Source organism: Veillonella magna DSM 19857 (assembly GCF_000428745.1).
Lineage (GTDB): Bacteria > Bacillota > Negativicutes > Veillonellales > Veillonellaceae > Veillonella_A > Veillonella_A magna.
Genome location: NZ_AUAN01000004.1, coordinates 69,484 through 88,453 on the forward strand (window position 1 = coordinate 69,484; position 18,970 = coordinate 88,453).

Annotated in this window: 19 protein-coding genes; all 19 read right to left on the minus strand. The window is 46.2% G+C overall.

Annotated features, from left to right (window positions below):
* Window positions 1–101: 101 nt before the first annotated feature.
* Window positions 102–1,169 (minus strand): nicotinate-nucleotide--dimethylbenzimidazole phosphoribosyltransferase, encoded by a 1,068-nt coding sequence (locus tag G344_RS0101195; protein WP_338116609.1) that lies wholly within the window; start codon window positions 1,167–1,169, stop codon window positions 102–104.
* Complete coding sequence (locus tag G344_RS0101200) at window positions 1,166–2,215, minus strand: nicotinate-nucleotide--dimethylbenzimidazole phosphoribosyltransferase (protein ID WP_028254590.1); 1,050 nt, start codon at window positions 2,213–2,215, stop codon at window positions 1,166–1,168. Before G344_RS0101200 ends, G344_RS0101195 begins: the two co-directional genes overlap by 4 nt.
* Window positions 2,202–3,104 carry a prephenate dehydrogenase gene (locus G344_RS0101205; protein ID WP_028254591.1) on the minus strand — a complete coding sequence of 301 codons (903 nt, stop codon included), beginning with the start codon at window positions 3,102–3,104 and terminating at the stop codon, window positions 2,202–2,204. The genes G344_RS0101200 and G344_RS0101205 overlap by 14 nt, the downstream gene beginning before the upstream one ends.
* A gap of 172 nt (window positions 3,105–3,276) precedes the next feature.
* The gene (locus G344_RS0101210) at window positions 3,277–4,626 is read right to left on the minus strand and encodes an MATE family efflux transporter (protein ID WP_028254592.1); all 1,350 of its coding nucleotides are present in this window, start codon (window positions 4,624–4,626) and stop codon (window positions 3,277–3,279) included.
* 66 nt (window positions 4,627–4,692) lie between these two features.
* Window positions 4,693–5,040 (minus strand): hypothetical protein, encoded by a 348-nt coding sequence (locus G344_RS0101215; protein WP_028254593.1) that lies wholly within the window; start codon window positions 5,038–5,040, stop codon window positions 4,693–4,695.
* Between the two features lie 20 nt (window positions 5,041–5,060).
* Window positions 5,061–5,429 carry a winged helix-turn-helix transcriptional regulator gene (locus G344_RS0101220; RefSeq protein ID WP_028254594.1) on the minus strand — a complete coding sequence of 123 codons (369 nt, stop codon included), beginning with the start codon at window positions 5,427–5,429 and terminating at the stop codon, window positions 5,061–5,063.
* A 221-nt stretch (window positions 5,430–5,650) separates the two neighbouring features.
* Window positions 5,651–6,943, minus strand: a complete 1,293-nt coding sequence (hemL, locus tag G344_RS0101225) for a glutamate-1-semialdehyde 2,1-aminomutase (protein ID WP_028254595.1) — start codon at window positions 6,941–6,943, stop codon at window positions 5,651–5,653.
* A 9-nt stretch (window positions 6,944–6,952) separates the two neighbouring features.
* On the minus strand, window positions 6,953–7,930 hold the full coding sequence (gene hemB, locus G344_RS0101230; RefSeq protein ID WP_028254596.1) for a porphobilinogen synthase: 978 nt from the start codon (window positions 7,928–7,930) through the stop codon (window positions 6,953–6,955).
* 113 nt (window positions 7,931–8,043) lie between these two features.
* A complete protein-coding gene (gene cobA, locus G344_RS0101235; RefSeq protein WP_028254597.1) occupies window positions 8,044–9,564 on the minus strand; it encodes a uroporphyrinogen-III C-methyltransferase in 1,521 nt (506 codons plus the stop codon).
* Entirely contained in the window at window positions 9,564–10,499 is a 936-nt protein-coding gene (gene hemC / locus G344_RS0101240; protein ID WP_028254598.1) for a hydroxymethylbilane synthase, read from the minus strand. The genes cobA and hemC overlap by 1 nt, the downstream gene beginning before the upstream one ends.
* Complete coding sequence (hemA, locus tag G344_RS0101245; protein WP_028254599.1) at window positions 10,496–11,782, minus strand: glutamyl-tRNA reductase; 1,287 nt, start codon at window positions 11,780–11,782, stop codon at window positions 10,496–10,498. Before hemA ends, hemC begins: the two co-directional genes overlap by 4 nt.
* Window positions 11,751–12,386 carry a precorrin-2 dehydrogenase/sirohydrochlorin ferrochelatase family protein gene (locus tag G344_RS0101250; protein WP_028254600.1) on the minus strand — a complete coding sequence of 212 codons (636 nt, stop codon included), beginning with the start codon at window positions 12,384–12,386 and terminating at the stop codon, window positions 11,751–11,753. Before G344_RS0101250 ends, hemA begins: the two co-directional genes overlap by 32 nt.
* Window positions 12,387–12,548: 162 nt before the next feature.
* A complete protein-coding gene (locus G344_RS0101255) occupies window positions 12,549–13,112 on the minus strand; it encodes a DivIVA domain-containing protein (RefSeq protein WP_028254601.1) in 564 nt (187 codons plus the stop codon).
* A 13-nt stretch (window positions 13,113–13,125) separates the two neighbouring features.
* Entirely contained in the window at window positions 13,126–13,911 is a 786-nt protein-coding gene (locus G344_RS0101260) for a YlmH family RNA-binding protein (RefSeq protein WP_028254602.1), read from the minus strand.
* A complete protein-coding gene (proC, locus tag G344_RS0101265) occupies window positions 13,908–14,717 on the minus strand; it encodes a pyrroline-5-carboxylate reductase (RefSeq protein WP_038154676.1) in 810 nt (269 codons plus the stop codon). The genes G344_RS0101260 and proC overlap by 4 nt, the downstream gene beginning before the upstream one ends.
* Window positions 14,718–14,837: 120 nt before the next feature.
* Window positions 14,838–15,326 carry a cell division protein SepF gene (locus G344_RS0101270; protein WP_028254604.1) on the minus strand — a complete coding sequence of 163 codons (489 nt, stop codon included), beginning with the start codon at window positions 15,324–15,326 and terminating at the stop codon, window positions 14,838–14,840.
* A 27-nt stretch (window positions 15,327–15,353) separates the two neighbouring features.
* Window positions 15,354–16,040 (minus strand): YggS family pyridoxal phosphate-dependent enzyme, encoded by a 687-nt coding sequence (locus G344_RS0101275; RefSeq protein ID WP_028254605.1) that lies wholly within the window; start codon window positions 16,038–16,040, stop codon window positions 15,354–15,356.
* Between the two features lie 104 nt (window positions 16,041–16,144).
* The gene (gene pgeF / locus G344_RS0101280; protein ID WP_051245641.1) at window positions 16,145–17,017 is read right to left on the minus strand and encodes a peptidoglycan editing factor PgeF; all 873 of its coding nucleotides are present in this window, start codon (window positions 17,015–17,017) and stop codon (window positions 16,145–16,147) included.
* Between the two features lies 1 nt (window position 17,018).
* Complete coding sequence (locus G344_RS0101285; protein ID WP_028254607.1) at window positions 17,019–18,755, minus strand: radical SAM protein; 1,737 nt, start codon at window positions 18,753–18,755, stop codon at window positions 17,019–17,021.
* Window positions 18,756–18,970 lie beyond the last annotated feature (215 nt).

The following is an 18,970-nucleotide window of genomic DNA, read 5'->3' on the forward strand; positions in this document are numbered from 1 at the left end:
CTGCGACCCTATTTTTATTGTAAGTATTGCTTCTTACTTCAACCTGCATTCTTACCTAAGCGTTAGCTTTTCTTCCCGTAACAATTCTTATTTCATATTCATCAACGACCGTCTTGGCGTTTGTTTCCCGGACCGTCTTCAGCAACGGTAACTGTTGCTTCACCGAAAGTTTTCATATCGTTTAACATATGCAGGGAGGCATCTACTACTGATAAGCCCATGGCAGATCCCAAGCCTTCTTCTATTGTAAAATGATAAAACAAATATGGCTTGATACCTAAATATTTCATCTGCCCCTGGTGAACAGGATCGTCATAGGCCGCTGACTGGAATACATAGTCTGTGACCCCTTTGCGTAATAAGGAGGCTACCAGTACAGCCGCCCCAGTTACCGCATTATCGAAGACAATCGCCATACGGTGTGCTGCCGCTTGTAAAATAAACCCTGTTAAGGCAGCAATATCCGGAGATCCTACAGAAGCCAAAATCTGCAACGGTTTTTCCGGTGACAGACTATAGCGCTGCAAGGTGGCCATCAAACGTTCCACTTTTTCATCCGAGGTTAAGGTACATTCATTATTTACGACTAGGCGGCGTACAGGATACTCTGTAACAGCTGCAGTTACCGCTAATGCCGATAGCAAAGCACGTTCACCAACATTGCCTACCGCCACTACCTGAATTCCTTCACTATGCATGCGATCTGCCCAAACGGCGCCAACTTCGATAGCCGCCTCAGTTTCCTCCGCAGTCATAGCAGGGCTCATGCCAAAAAAGTCAGAACCGGCTTTTACCTTTGCCGTCACTATACCATCAATAGAAGACGTATCTGCTTCCATACCTACATCTACTAAATATACCGGCGCCGATAGCTTTGCCGCTACCGCATGCGTAGCACTTTTCCCCGTAGCCAGCCGCTTCATAACTGCAAGGCTTTCTTTTCCACCTGTTAAATTCTGACGACCGTTTACTGCCGTATCACCGGCAAAAATAATAACACCGTTTTTCACATGATTTGGCTGTTCTACATTAAAAATACCAGCCATGCGCGCCGCAATCTTTTCTAGTTGTGCCAAACTATAAATCGGTTTTGTTAAATTATCAATGCGCAACTGGCACGCATCCATAGCCTGCGTACTTAATGCCCCGATAGCAAAATCTCTCATCATTGGGTGCCTCCTTCCAGTTCATTATACATACGCACCGCCAAATCAAGCATCCCCATCTGTATAGATCCGCCAGAGGCTTCACCGAGGCAGAGTCCAAGGTCAACATATGCTTCAAGACCCAATACTTTCAAAGCGCGTACATGCGCTTTTTCTGCCGACAAATGGGAGGCCATCACATAATCCATGCTTTCCGGCACAATAGCATGAGCAACCAAAGCGCATACTGTTGTATTGAAGCCATCAATAACTACCATAGCATGCTGTGCAGCTGCCCCTAGAATAACACCGGTGATACAAGCAAATTCAAAACCACCTACAGATTGTAAAATACCAAGTCCGTCATTTTTATCAATATGAGCGTATTTTATCAAGGCATCATGCACTACTTTTTGTTTCACCTTAAGTCGTTCGTCGGAAATATTAGTTCCTCGTCCTGTTGCTTCATCAGCAGTAATTCCGGCAAATTTAGCTGTCATTACCGCACTGGAAGTAGTATTAGCAATTCCCATTTCTCCTACGAGGAATACATTATAGCCTTCCTTAACCTTTTCATTTACCAGTTCGATACCCGCTTCAATAGCTTTAATGGCCTGAGTCTTAGTCATGGCCGGTGCCTTCAAAAAGTTTTTCGTGCCGTAAGCAATTTTTTTATGCCGCAACCCCGGTACCCAAGACATATCAGCCGCAATGCCTACATCAATAACTTCCATATCCGCTTCGCAGTAATTAGCCAACGCATTCGCACCGGCCCCTTTAGGTATTAAGTAGTTCTGTGTCATGCCTACCGTGACATCCTGTGGGTAGGCGCTAACCCCCATTTCAGCTACTCCGTGATCTGCACTGGCAATAATCATGCATCGCTTAGGAATATGCAAGGTATTATCCTCCAATGACTGATTCGTAGCCATCGCATACTGTGCCGTCATATCCACTAGTTTACCGTAATTGCCGTACATGGCTACTCCGTCCCATGTGCGTTTAACCGCATCGCCGATAGCTATATTCTTCGGCGTAATCGCTTTACAGGTTTCCTCAAATACGCTCATTATATCCTCCTAGTAATGAAGCAAATGTATCTCTGATTTTTTTAGCCCGTTTTAGATAGGCTTCCATCCCTTCACTATCTGTCTCGGCCAATAGGTGACGTACGTGGCTTATTTCTACTTCCAATGAAGCCAATGCCGCATCAATACACTCGGCATTTCCCATAATTATTTCTCGCCACATGGATGGGTTTCCACCGGCTACGCGGGTAATATCCCGAAATCCTCCAGCCGCAAGACGTAGCCGTTGTTCTCCGTCTGCATCTCCGCCGGCTACAGTGGCAACCATACCGGCTACCAAATGCGGCATATGACTGATAGATGCCATGTATGCATCGTGTTCTGCCATAGTAATCTCTTCGATGTGTGCTCCAAACAGCTCCCCCCAATGGCGTAACTCCGCAGCTCCATCATCAGACCAACCGGGAGTGTCTTCACTATGTATCACAATCCATGTACAGCCTTCAAAAAGTGTAGCCTTGGCTTCCTCAAAGCCTCCCTTTTCCGATCCTGCCATAGGATGAATGGATACAAACCGCACATGTGACGGCAAATATTTATACACAGCCTGTACAAAATTATGCTTGGTGCTGGATACATCCGTAACCAATGCTCCTTCTTTTATAAGAGGGGCGACTTCGTTGAATACCACTCCGTTAATATCCGGCGGTAAAGCAAATACTAAAACATCTGCTTCTTTAACTACATCTACCACCGATGTATATGCCGCTGCTACCGCTCCGGAAGCAATGGCCTTATCACATACACTTTGACGCCGAGCATAACCGACAACCCGATATGATGTATGTAACGATAACGCCTTCGCTAGTGAACCGCCCAGTAAGCCTAATCCTATAATTCCGATAACATTACTACTCATGCACTTCTTCATCCTTCCCTTGAGTCTCCAGACTCACCTACTATTCTACCCGGCCTGCCATATTATTGCCGTATACGACTCCATCGACATGACCGCTCTACCATGCATGACCTCTCCGCCACATCATGATATTTACTATTATAGCCTACTCAATATACTTTAGACTAGCCCTTTTCATGGTACATCATACGTTGGCAATAAGCTTACGATTTTTCCACTTACCACTTTGCCAACGCCATACAAAGATGAGTGCTCGTACTCCTTCATCAATAGCCATTGCCCACCAAATTCCTAGAAGACCCCATCCTAATTGCAGGCCGAAGATATACGACAAGGTAACTGCACACAACCACATACCAAATACACCGACTAACATCGGAGTTCTAATATCCCCAGCGGCCTGTAAGCATTGCACCATTACAATATTAACAGAACGACCGATTTCCAAAACCATTTCAATGCCTAAAATAGTATGTCCCAAGGCAAGCATATCCGGATCTCTTGTAAAAAGTCCTAACACGCTATCGCTAAATGCATAAAAAATACCGGTCAAGCCCACACTGACACAAAGACCTATGCCTACCGTCTGCCATACACGTCGTGAAATTTCTTCTTCTCTATTAGCCCCAACTAAAAAGCCAACTACAATTTGCGCCGCATTGGCTAATGCAATCGTATACATATAACAGAACATAGCAATAATATATACATACACCTTTGTGTTGATGACCACTAATCCTAACAGATTAACCATCATCATAATTGTCGTTTGTGACAGCTGATACGACAAAGTTTCTCCACCAGACGGTACACCTATACGTAACAATGCTTTTAGCATCCGTTTTGGGACCGGCCATATATACTGCCATGATAAACGCAGCGGTAACTGTGTTTTAAATAACCAGTATATAATGATAAGTCCTACTGCCTTACTCAAAGTCGTCGACAAAGATACCCCAAACACACCCATAGAAGGTATCGGTCCCCAACCGTAAATTAAAATTGCATTACTAATGATGTGAATGACATTCATTACGAAGGCCACCATCATAGAAATAACCGGCAAAGAATAACCACGAAACATGGCAACAAATGCCGTATATACACCGGTTATCGGTATACTGACCGCAACAATATTCATATACAGCGATGTCTCTGCAAAGATATCTGCCGGTACACCAAGCCAGTGAAAAAAAGTTTCATGAAACAGCCAGATTAAACAAGCCGCAGTAAAGCTGAACACCAAATTAAAAGCCACACTTACCGTTCCCACCTCATTCAGCGACTCCGTTTGCTTGGCACCGCGAAACTGTGCAATCAATATGGTGCTGGCTGTACTCATGACGATAATGAGCATAATAAAAATATTCATAATTTGATTCGCATTAGCTACAGCGGCTACCGCTTCTTGTGAATAATGACTCATCATGAATTGATCTATATTTCCTACCAGCATTTGTAAAAATATTTCGATAAAGATAGGCCAACTCAATGTGACTACCGATAAGCTGACACCTTTTTCTACCTTCTGCATGGCCTCACTCCTTTTCTAAACGAGAAAACCGGATACACAAGGCATCCGGTTTATCGCTATATGCTGTTATATCCGCTCTAAGGCGGCATTGGTAATAAGTGTTTCCCAATCGGCTACCAAGCGGAGCTTTGCCTCCGCCTGTGCCAATAGCCAATTTTCACCTTCCGGGAACCAATTTCCCGGCAAGCAACCACACTTTGCGAAATTAATCGCATATCCTAACCGCGCCACTTCACGGGAAGCCCACCATGCGCCAACGGCTTCCCGCCCTTCCAGATATATTGCGCCCAAGCCCGTTTCAACGAGCCACGCCTCAATATCCGGCCATAGTTCCTTGGGAACCACGCTATCTGCCAAGCATTCATCCAGACTTTTTCTGGCTGCTGCCCGCAATTCCTCCGTTCGCATTTCCATGATGTTCCCTCCGCTACGCTTTATTTATCCGTATCAATTTCGCCCTCTTCGCGCAGATAATCAAGATAATCCTTTCCCCATTCACCGAGAGCTGCCAAGACACCGCTAAATTTAGCTCCTATTTCGCTAAGCGAATATTCTACCTTTGGCGGAATCTGATTATATACTTTACGGTGAATCAAACCGTTTCGTTCCATCGTGCGCAACTGCTTCGTTAAGGTAGCCTGTGTGATTGGTGCCAATACGCGTTCCAGCTCCTTGAATCGCAAGGGGCCGTTTTCTAAGTGGTGCATGATCAGTAAAGTCCATTTGCCGGTCAATACCTTCTGTACCGTCACGTACGGGCACTTACCATATAATTCGTGTTCCGCAACGCCTGTTACTGCCATATCATTGCCTCCTTCGCTTATGTAACTCCATAAGCATAGGAAAGACTTCGTACGCAAACAACTATCCATTTGCATAGTTAGTCATCTATGATTAGTACCTATTACTTTCACTATGCCCACTATTATTATATCGTATATAGAAGAAAAAATACAGTGACCGCCACGATTTTCTACATGCCCTATTCACAACTCACTGCCGTACACTACAATGTACCTTCTTTTTATTTAAGAAGATGAAAGGCTTCTTCCGCAACAGCCAACGTTTTTTCAATTTCCTTTGGATTATGCATAACCGATACAAAATTACTTTCATACTGACTTGGTGCATAGTAAATTCCATGTTCCAAATTATAATGGAAGAAGGTCTTAAAGGCCTCCATGTCACACGCCGATGCATCGTCAAAGTTACGTACTGGACCATCATGGAAGAACAAGGTAAACATAGAACCTACACGCTGTACTGTCACCGGTACACCAGCGGCTTTACCAAGACGTTCCAACCCTTCACACAGCTCCTTTGTAGCTGCTTCGACGCGGCGGAAAATAGTCGGATCCCGCTGCAATACAGATAGTGTTGCCAAGCCCGCCGTCATAGCAATAGGATTACCACTTAACGTACCTGCCTGATATACTGGCCCCGCCGGTGCTACACAACTCATCACATCTTTGCGCCCGCCAAATACAGCCATCGGCATCCCACCTCCGACAATCTTGCCGAGACAGGTTAAATCCGGGATGATACCATATAATTTTTGGGCGCCACCTGCGCTGGCTCTGAAGCCGCACATTACTTCATCAAATATGAGCAGAGCACCGTGTTCCTCAGTAACTTCTCGCAAGGTTTCCAGGAAGCCCAGCACCGGCGGCACACAACCCATATTACCGGCTACCGGTTCAACGATAACAGCAGCAATCATATCTCCTTGTTCATCAAAGAGCCCTCGAATTGCTTGGCTATCATTGTAGGGCATAGTAATTGTATCCGCTGCTGCACCAGCCGGTACACCGGGACTATCCGGTACACCGAAAGTAGCTAAACCCGATCCTGCTTTGACAAGTAGGCTATCACTATGCCCGTGATAACAACCTACAAATTTAACAATTTTATCACGGCCGGTAAAACCGCGCGCTACACGTAACGCACTCATAGTAGCTTCTGTACCAGAATTAACCATACGGAGCATTTCCATCGTTGGCATAAAAGCCTGAATCTTCTTAGCCACTTCTGTTTCAAGCAAAGTCGGAGCACCATAGCTGGTACCGCGCAATACGGCTTCTTGCAAAGCTGCCACTACTTCCGCGTTAGCATGCCCCAAAATCATCGGGCCCCAAGATAATACATAGTCTATATATTCATTACCGTCAATATCATAAATACGATCTCCGGAGGCCGAGGCAATAAACGGCGGTTCCGAACCCACACTACGATAGGAACGAACAGGGCTATTAACACCACCCGGCATATATAGCTTAGCCTCTGCAAAGGCCTTATGAGATTTATCTAAATTAAGCATGGTGCCTCCTTATTTTTCCTGCAACCAGCGCGCTACATCAAGGGCATGGTAAGTGATGATAATTTTCGCACCGGCACGCTTCATGGAGAGCAATGTTTCCAGTACGATACGCTTTTCATCCACTAAACCGGCCTGCGCTGCCGTTTTAACCATAGCATATTCACCGCTAACATTGTATACGGCTAAGGGATAATCAAAATTATCCCGTGCTTCGCGCACGATATCCAAGTACGATAGCGCCGGCTTAATCATAATAATATCAGCACCTTCGCGGATGTCTAATTCGATTTCTCTCATAGCTTCCAAACGATTGGCTTCATCCATCTGATAGCCTTTACGATCTCCAAATTCCGGAGCAGAATGTACTGCATCACGGAACGGGCCATAATACGCAGATGCATATTTAGCAGCATAGCTCATGATGGATACATTGGTAAAACCTTCTTCATCCAAAGCTTCACGTATAACTGCCACACGGCCATCCATCATATCCGACGGAGCTACCATATGCGCACCTGCTTTTGCATGGCTAACAGCCACCTTTGCAAGTAATGGCAAGGTTTCATCATTCAATACTTCATGGTCTTCCACACAACCACAATGACCGGTACTTGTATATTGGCACAAGCATACATCAGAAATTACAATTAGATTCGGTACTGCTTCACGAATAGCTTTAATTGCCTGTTGCACCGGCTGATTCATATCCCACGCCGAGGAACCTTGTTCGTCTTTGTAGGTAGGTAAACCAAAAATTTCTACGCCAGGAACGCCTAATTCATACGCTTCCTTAGCTGTTTTAACAGCTTCATCAACGGAAAGATGATATTGTCCGGGCAGTGATTCAATAGGTTCCCGTACACCTTCGCCGGGCACGATAAAGAGCGGATATACCAAATCCTCCGTTTGTAACGTTGTTTCTCTTACTAATGCACGCATAGCCGGCGTCGTCCGCAAACGACGTGGGCGATAGGTTAAATCTAACATTATACATCGTCTCCTCACTTCAGAACTCTGTTAATTATCTACAAACAGTCGACACTCGGACCTCAACCCGAGGCTGACTGCCCATATCTTACATATATATCTTACTGCACAATTTATACACCAGCTGTCGCATCGGCTACAATCATATCTACCATGGCCGGGATAGTAAAGGTCTCACCAATAACATCCGGCGTAAGGCCGTTTTCTACACAGGTAGCTGCCGTAATAGGTCCAATGCAAACAACGCGTACGTTGGTCATCAGTTCTTTTGCATTCTCACCGAGCAACGACAAGGTATTCGTCACTGTGGAAGAGCTGGTAAAGGTAATATAATCCACATCACCAGCCGTTAAATGATCTCTCAAAAGCTCACGACGCGACGTGTCCTGTACGGTTTCATACAAACGAGCTACATCTACAGTAATTCCCTGCGCAGTCAGACCCTTCTCAATAACATGACGCGCTACCTTCGGCTGAATGAGAAGCATCTTATCGCCGACAGTCATTACCGGTGACAATGCTTCCACTACAGACTCTGCCTGATAGTTAGTCGGCACAATGTCCGCTAATAGGCCCTTCGCTTTTAACGCCTTCGCCGTAGCACTACCGATAGCACATATCTTTGCCTGACCCAAGCTGCGGCTATCCAACTGTTGTGCTTCTAATGCTTGAAAGAAGTAGTGAACACCTTGAGCCGAAGTAAAGGTTATCACCTTGTAGGAACCTGCCTTCGCCACTAACTCTGCCGTTGCTACATCTATTGGTAATGCCTCTGTTCGAATTGCAGCTGCTTCAACAACATCGGCACCTAACTCCTCCAACCGTGATACTAATGCACTGGCTTGGGAGCGTGCTCGCGTTACTACAATACGTTTTCCAAATAGTGGTTTTGTGTCAAACCATCTGAGCTTATCTCGGAGATTTACCACATCGCCTACAACAACAACAGCCGGCGGTTTTAGACCTGCCTTAGCTACATCATAGGCTACATTTTCTAATGTTGATACCAAGGTTTCCTGGATGGGCTTAGTGCCCCAACGAATAACCGCTACCGGTGTATTAGCCGGACGACCATGCTCTATCAGCTTTGAAGAGATAAGCGGCAAATTACCTATCCCCATAACAAAGCACAAGGTATCCACTGCTGTAGCTAATCCTTCCCAATGAATACCCGATACACTTTTCGTCGGATCTTCATGACCGGTAACAATGGCAAAGGAAGTCGCCATAGCTCGCTGTGTTACCGGAATTCCTGCATAAGCTGGCGCTGAAATACCGGAAGTAACGCCGGGAACAAATTCAAATGGCACACCGGCTTCGGCCAATGCCATTGCTTCTTCACCGCCACGTCCAAATACTAGCGGATCACCACCTTTTAAACGTGCCACCGTCTTACCTTTTAAACCTCTATCAACTAGAATTTCATTAATTTCATACTGATGCAGCGTATGATTCTTGCATTGCTTACCTGCATAAATCAGCTCCGCATCGGGTCGTGCCCACCGCAAAAGATGTGTATCTGCCAAATAGTCGTATATGATGACATCTGCTTTTTCAATACACTCCTTGCCTTTTACAGTAATGAGTTTATAATCGCCGGGACCGGCACCGATTAAATACACCACACCTGCCATTATAGGACTCCCTTCTGAACCAAATCTTCAATAATGCTCTTGCCGCCTTCTTCGTATAAAGCTTTTGCTAAATTACGCCCTAGAATCTCAGCACTCTTTTGCGGTCCGGACATTTCGCCCTCATAACAAGTCTTGCCATCCAAAGAGCACATAATTCCTTTTAATGTAAGTTGACCTTTGCGCACCGTGCCATGCACCCCCATCGGTACCTGACAGCCACCGTCCAACTGGCGAAGGAAACTACGTTCGCCGCGTGTGCACCACATCGTCGTTTCATCATTCAACGGTTCCAACAAACGCAACATTTCCTCATCATCACTACGGCATTCTATAGCGAGTGCCCCTTGCCCTACAGCAGGAATAAGTTCATCCACCGTAAACACCTGTGTTATTTTATCTTCTAAACCTAAGCGTTTTAGACCGGCCTGGGCCAATACAATCGCATCAAATCCTTCTTCATCCAATTTGCGTAATCTAGTTTGCACATTGCCGCGAAGCATACAAATCGTTAAATCCGGACGCTGGTGCAACAGCTGTGCCTGACGACGCAGGCTACTGGTCCCTACCTTAGCGCCTTGTGGTAACTGATCCAATGTTTTATATTTTGGAGACACCAAGACATCACAAGGTACTTCACGAGCTGTGATAGCTCCCAAAATAAGGCCATCCGGCAACTCTGTCGGCATATCCTTTAAGCTATGCACCGCGATATCAACATCACCGCTACGCATAGAAGCTTCCAATTCTTCCGTAAACAAGCCTTTGCCACCAATCTCTGCTAGCGGTTTTTCCAGAATGCGATCACCTTTTGTAGTATGATGTACCAATTCAACTCGACACATCGGATACAATATGCGCAGACGCTCTGCGACGTACTCTGCTTGCCACAGTGCTAGTGCACTTTGACGAGTCCCGATACGAATAACCTCTCTCATAGTGAACGCCTCTCCTTCTCCAGATCGAACATATCGCGGAATAAATTCCAATATTCGCCTTCTTCATCTTTACCGGCTACTTCACCAAAGCGAATCATAGGTTCCCGCAACAACTTGCGCACAATCATGCGCGACATATTTTCCATTATCTTACGTTCCCTGTCGGTAGCATCGGGAAATTTCGCCATAGCTCTATGTAATTCACGCCGACGAATCCGTTCTGCCTTATCCGATAAAAGCACCATTAACGGCCGCACTGACAGGTAACTAAGCTTTTCTTCAATATCACCGATAGCCTCTGCAATAATCGGCTTTGCCTTTTCTGCTTCCGCCTCGCGCTGGTGCTTATTCTCCTCTACGACACTTTCCAAAGAATCAATATTGAAGAGATACACACCGGGAATATCCGCTACCTCCGGATCAATATCGCGAGGTACAGCAATATCAATCATAACGATTGGTTCACCGCCACGTTCCTCTGCAATGGCTTTTGCCTGTTCCGGTCCAATCACATAATGGGGTGCTCCGGTAGAAGTAATTAAAATATCCGCATCCTTTGCTTGTTCCGCAAAAGCATCAAAGTGAATGGCCTTGCCTCCGAAACGTCGGGCTAACTCTTCTGCCTTATGATACGTACGATTCGATACAAACATACTCTTAACGCCCTTCGACTGTAAATGCGTAGCCGTTAATTCACTCATTGTGCCGGCGCCGAGAATGAGTACCTTTGCGTCTTCCATAGGCTTAGTCAATGCATCCTCAGCTAAATTTACCGCTGCATAGCTGACAGACACCGGTGTATTAGCAATGCCCGTCATCGTCCGCACCCGTTTACCCACGCTGATAGCACGTTGGAATATAATATTAAAAATAGGTCCCGTAAGGCCTTGACTATATGCCGTGATATAGGCCACCTTGAGTTGGCTAAGGATTTGGCCTTCACCGATAACCAAGGAATCCAAACTGGATGCTACATTGAATAAATGGGCAATCATTTCCCTTCCTTCATAAAAGAAAAACCATTGATCATCCGTAATCAACTGTTCGGCGCCCTTGATATGCTTCAGCAACTGCAGCATAAAATCATGCGGTTCTGCTACATCTTCCAACACCGCATATAGTTCCGTGCGATTGCAGGTAGACAGCAGTACGCATTCCGCCACCGCTTCATGCTCGTATACATGTTTTAACGCATCCTTCACTTCTTCTTTATCGAAGGAAAAGCGTTCTCGCACCGCTACTGGTGCACTTCTATGGTTTAATCCCAATACGACTAACTGCATATCTTACTTTCTCCTCTACCAGTTTCCATTTTCCTTCTATAATCTGGGTCAACTCCGCCTCACCGAAATGCTTCCGCCAAAATACTTGACGTTCCTTCGATGTAGGCAATAGTAATTTGACCTCGTTACGTATTTCTTTTAACGCCGGCATAATCGCTGCCACCAAACGATACCGCTGCCGAATATCCTGTCCCACTAATTTTAAAAGGCGAGGACTTGCCTTATCGCCGGCTACTGCCACCGTCAAAGCACCTTCTCGTACCGTCATGGGAAATACAAAATCACAGTCATTGTTATCATCGGCACGATTAACCAATGCGCCCATCGCCCGTGCTTCTTCTGCACACTGCTTATTAAGCATGGTCGAATCCGTGGCGACAACCACAAAATCAGCCTGTGTCAGTTGACCTTTTTCGTAGCCTTCCCGAACCAGGTTGATTTCACCGTTCTCAGCCCACTTTTCAATAGCATCCGTTACCACCGGACTTATAACAGTTATGTCTGCATCATCTGCAAGAAGTAACCCTATGCGCCGTTCCGCTACCGCGCCGCCACCTACTACCAAGCAAGGGCGATTTTTCATCGTCACTTCCAACATCACCATAACATACTCCTCCGCTTCGTATCCGATACCATGATAATTTCTATCTGCGCACATTACATATAACGAATTTTCATATGTGCCATAATACGTCAAAAACGGCTTGATACAATCAAGCCGATTGACATCTTCCGTATGCGACTATATTGTAACAGTCTTACACCGCTACACTTCACCGGCAGACTGCTTCATAATAGCAGCTGCCAACATATCATCCTTTGACCCTGCCTCCGTATGCCCTGCGGCAACATGGCGTTCATCCAGTGTTGTAGGCACCTCACTGACTTCCAACACATACCCTTCCGCCATTTTTAACTGCGAATGCAAAAGCGCCTCTACCTTGGCCTTAAACACCGAAATTTCATTGCGTATAATGGCATGCTTAGCCTGTGCTTCACGCACGGATCGTTCTGCAGATGCCATAATTTCATTCCGTTGCTGTTCAGCTTCCTTCACAATGAGTTCAGCTTCCTTGCGCGCTGCATTTTTTACGTTTTCGCCGGTTTCTTGCGCCAACACCAATGTATTATTCATGGTAGCTTCCATCTGCTCGTATTGCGCCAACCGCTTTTCCAGTTGTTCTATTTTATCGGTCATTTCTCGATTATCGCGATACAATGTTTCATAGTCGCGCACGAGCTCCGCTAAAAAAGCATCTACTGCATCGCTGTCATAGCCGCGAAAGCCCTTTTCAAATTCTTTATTATGTATATCCATCGGTGTAATCATGGTACGCCTCCTATTACATAAATCGTTTCAGATACACGCCGATACGCCCTTTACGTGACGTACCCGTAATCGCTTCCACCTTCATGCGACCGCGACCTCGCATAGAAATCACATCGCCTTCCTTAACCTCTTGAGATGGTCCTTTGGCAGGCTGCCAGTTCACCTGTAACAAGCCGGCATTTACGGCACTTACCAACTTGGTCCGCGATACACTGAACCCCGATGACGCTACCGCATCAAGGCGAAGTGATGCCACCGTCGTACGTATTTCCTTAATTTTTTCTTCCTTCGGCTGTAGTTCGGAAATGTCCATAGGCTCCACACTAACGCTAACCATAGCAATCTTTGTAAAATTGGACACTACATAATCCGCCACGGTGCTATCTACAATAAGCTGCGCACCGCCGGATCGCATAATAATATCGCCGAAATGATCTCGTTCAATGCCAAGTCCCATTAAAGACCCTAATACATCTCGATGTGTCAACAAACGAAATCGCGGATCCCACGACACCTTCAATGCTGTCAACCCTAAGTCAACAGGTCCCTGATAAGCGGCATCAACAAATGCCACACGCAGGCGTTCCGCGCCTTCATAACCACCACCGGACTCAACACGCAACTGCGGATACTGTGCCCGTACCGCATCGGCAATTGTCAGCCCTGCCGGCGACATGAACTCCGTTACCCGATACGGCTTACCTGCTACAACCTGCTCAGCTAAATCAAGCATGCGCCGTGCCGCCTCACCGTTACCGGATGCTTCAAAATATCTAATTAATTTTTCTTTATCCTTCAATTCTCTTTCTTCCCCAGTTCCTGTGCTCGTTGGTAACAAGCCACCACACCGTCATGCAGAGCTGAGCGCAAGCCGCCCTTTTCCATAGCGGCAATACCGGCAATTGTCGTACCTCCCGGTGAGGTTACCTGATCACGTAATACAGCAGGATGTTGTTCTGTCTTTATAGCCATAAGGCCGGCACCGTATAACGTTTGAATTGCCGCACGCAACGCAAGACGCCGCGTTAAGCCGATACGAACACCGGCATCGGACAACGCATCCATAATAACAAAGGCATATCCCGGACCAGCTCCGGCAAGAGCACCTAGCCGTTCCAAATCCGCTTCGGACACAACTGCACTTTCACCTAATGAGTTCAGCAGATTCGTTACCCACGCCGTCAAACAATCATTTCCCTTTGTGCCGGCCGTTACTGCCACAAAACCGGCTCCAATAGCAGCCGGCATATTAGGCATAATGCGATACCATATAGCCTGCGGAACAGCTCCTTCTAATGTACCCAATGGAATACCGGCTGCCATGGAAATAATAAGGCAATCTTTTTTTACCTTCGATAGCTGTGCTAATACCGAACTTTGCAATATTTGCGGCTTAACTCCTAGTACAATCACATCAGCACTATCCACATCATTAAGTTCTGCCGATACAGGAATACCGAGTTCCTCGGTTAATGCCTTAGCATGTATCTTTGTATTAACCACACCTACTACATCCGCGTCCGTCATTGCTCCTGATGTAAGGCATCCACGCAAAACGGCACCGCCCATCGCACCGATGCCTATGAATAGAATACGTTTTTTCACCCTTCATCAGCTCCTACTATATTACTCAGTTACTTACTACCAATCTAATCTACTTATCTAATACCTGTTGTAACAAAGCAATCATACCCGGTCTTTATGATAACCGCATATGTTAACAGATTATAACTGCGGTTCTTTCCAGGTTAATTTATCGGATAAATCTGCATACGCCGTATCACTGTAATCAACAGTAATATTCATCGGTACACAAATAAAAATATCCTTGCCGATTTTTTCCAATTTACCATCCAATGCAAAGGTAGACCCGCACACAAAATCACCAATGCGAGCCGCGATTTGCGGATCCGTATTTTCATAGTTAATGACTACCGGGCGCATTTCCCGTAAATGATTGACAATATTCTGCGAGTCTTCAAACACTTTAGGTTCTACAACGACTACTTTCATTGCTGTCGGACGTGTTGCCACTGAATTATAGCCTCCTGTCTTAGACGAACGAAACGAAGATGCCGGTGTCGGAGTTGCTACCGGAGCCGGTGCTACCGGTTCATAATCCGTACCTTCCTCTTCTTCATAAATGTCATCGCCGTACTCATCTGCTTCATTACCTGTGAAATAATCTTTAATGCCCTTCCAAGATAAACCCATTATGTACCCTCCTACATGTACACGCCGTTAGTCATACACGCGTTCGCCGAAAATCGCCGTACCTACACGAACTATATTGGCGCCTTCTTCCAAAGCTACTTCAAAATCATGCGTCATTCCCATTGACAAATACTTAATCTGTCCGGCGGGAAAATACTGTTTCATATCTTCATACAGTGCGTCGGCTACCCTGAATATAGGTCGTGCCTCCTCAGGATCTTCAAAAAACGGCGCCATGCACATAAGGCCACGTACCCGTACATGGGGCAAGGTATTAGCATAATCGCGTACCGTCGGAAACTCCTCTACCGCCATACCCGATTTACTTGCCTCGCGAGCTACGTTTACCTGTAACAGTACATCCTGCACCTTATCATGCTTAGCCGCTACACGCTCGATTTCATCCAACAGCTTACAGCTGTCTACAGAATGAATCAAGGAAAATAACGGTACCGCCTGTCGCACTTTATTTACCTGCAAATGACCGATGAGATGCCATTCCAATGCGGGTCCCTTGTAGGCCAATATTTTTTTCTTCGCCTCTTGTACGCGGTTTTCACCGACTACACGCACGCCTAACTGTGCCGCTTCTTCCACAGCACTGACCGGGTGGTTTTTGGTAACCGCAACCAACATCGCCTGATCGACGCGCCCGGCCCTGGCCATTGCCTCATCCATCCGCCGGCGTACTTCTTTCAACGCTGCTTCGATCATCTATAAGCCTCCTCACAGACAATTGCCTTCCGGCAATCGTCGTAAATCTACTTGCATATGTCCTCATTATACTATGACTTATCGGTAATGTATAGAATAATGTTTTACCTCCGTTTAATCAACTTAGCAAACATCGCCATCCTACCGGTATGACCATGATCTCTACGATGCGAATAACACCCTGCATTAGTCATACTATCCGTAGCCGACACCGTAATATGAGACGACGGAACACCCCAATTTAAAAGATCATCTGCAATAAATCCCTTCAAGTCGATATGCGGAGTCATCACGGATGCCCCCGGTCGACGATGATATGTTACCAATCGTTTCAATCCGGCTTTTGCCATGCGAAACGTATCGGCCAAGGATTCTTCTACTTCAAAAGATTTAGGTCCGATGGACGGCCCGAGATACGCATAGCAGTGTTCCGGTTCCGTGCCATACGCACTGTGCATAGCCTCTAGGGTAAGCACCGAAATATGTCCAATAGTCCCTCGCCAGCCTGCATGTGCCAATGCCACGGCTTCATGCACAGCATCATACAGAAGTACCGGCACGCAATCCGCTACCATCAATAATAACGGGACTTCCTTAAGGCAAGTAAAAATCGCATCACTGTTGGGAATCGCTGCATCAAATGCGAACGCTCCTTTACCGATGTCCGCTTTCGTTACTTCAGTTACCCCTAAGCCATGTACCTGTTGACCACAGGTGAGAACATCCGGCGTAACACCTAAATGTTTGGCCAGTCGCTTCCGATTTTCCCACACATCCTCTATTTCATCTTCCACGTGCAAACCTAGGTTAAAGGAGGAAAAGCACCCCTTCGATACACCGCCAAAACGTCGTGTAACACCGTGCATCAATGGAAATTGACTCAAGTTAACGGCCGCTTCAAAAGACCAACTTTTCAACCAATCCGATGCACCTTCGTACACCACCGTTCGGTTATTATTTTGTAAAATACTTCTCATATTACACCTCTCGACCGCATACACCACATCGCCGACAACCATCACAGCAAGGTGCCGTATAGGCTTCCTCCGTGCTACGATGCCATTCTTCGGTTAGATAATCATCACGCAAGCCCATATCCAATATATCCCAAGGCTGCGGTTCACATTCCGACCGTGAGCGATATAGCTCATCTTCCATAGATAGGTCAAGCTCCTCACAGGCCTCAAGAAAACTTTTAACTCCGTTTCGCTCTGCTGCATATGCAATAGCCTTACTCCAACGGCGCTCCCCACGAGCCAATACACCTTGAATGTATGCTTCCTTAGGCGACTCCACCAATACCTCAATGCGACGATTTTTCCGCAAGCCTTTCTTTAAACGCTGTAAACGTTTGGCAACTATTTTTTTATCCGTCATAGGCATCCACTGAAAAGGAGTGAACGGCTTGGGAATAAACGGATTCACACTCAGCGTTAATCGCCCGTGACAACCGACCGTTTCCATATGCGCTTGCACTTCCTCGGCCATGGTGATAATCGCATCAATATCTTCCTCTGTTTCTGTAGGCAGTCCCACCATTATATATAACCTTATATGAGGTATCCCTGCACCGGCTGCCAACGTTACCGCATGACGTAGGTCATCATTGGTAATCCCTTTATTAATTACCCGACGCAAGCGTTCACTTCCTGCCTCCGGCGCAATGGTAATCGTTTGTTGTCCGCTATCTGCCAATCCCTGAACTACATCTGCGGTCAATGAATCGGCACGAAGCGATGCACAGGAGTAGCGCAATCCTTTTGAGCGAATGTAGCGTACCAACGCATCTATTTCAGGATAATCGGAAATTGCCGCCCCCATGAGCCCCACTTTTTTGCCCAACTCAGCCGCTCGATCTACCCCTGCTTTTAATATCTCCAATGGACGAACCCGAGGCTTTCGATAACAATACCCGGCCATACAAAAACGGCAATGACGACCACAACCACGGGCAACCTCAACAATATACATGGCACCAAATTCCGTAAAGTCCGTAGCCACTACCGTTTCTCCGCCCCGCACCAAAGGCGCATGTCGTCGCAATACTCGACGAGGAGCTCCTTCTTCAGCCCGATAGCCTGCAAACACGCCATTTTCTCCGTATACCGGTTCATACAAAGAGGGTACATATATCCCCGCTATCTTTGATAACTTCTGCAACAACTCTTGCCGTGCTACACCATTACGCCGTGCATCATAAATAATCTCCAATGCCTCGCTGATAACGCCCTCACCTTCACCTATAATGAATGCATCAAAAAAATCCGCCAACGGTTCCGGATTGAAGGTGGCACATGGTCCGCCGCCAATGACAATCGGATCATACTCGCGGCGATGCTCGGCTCGTACCGCTACCTGACCGGCCTTCAGTATCCACGGAATATGAAAATAATCCATTTCAAAGGTAATATCGATACCGATAACTTCAAAATCACAAAGATAACGCTGTGACTCCACACTCATAAGCGGCGTCCGTGTTCGTTCATACGCTTCCATTTCTTTTTTAGAAGGCAAAAATACGCGCTCCGCCACACTATCCTCGCGCTCATTGATTTCCTCATATATAATTTGCAGGCCTAAATTGCTCATACCCACAAAATATGTATTCGGATATACCAACGCCACCTTATGCGGCTTCTTTGTATCACACCCTACGCGATTGACTTCCTCTCGAGTCAACGCTTCCAGCGCTTGCTGTAACTCTTTGCGATTCATAACCGGCTCCTTTCCTGTAATTCCTATTGACATTATACCATACGGCACAATCTCTGCATCGAAGATTATGTCTACTCATTACTCACTGAATTACAGATGCCCCACAGTTAGATTGAACAATATCATTCTCTTTCGCTCTATTGATGGTCACCATTAAAGTAAAAAAAGTCCTGCATACAGATTGAGCAATATCATTCATAAGACTTGACTTGCAC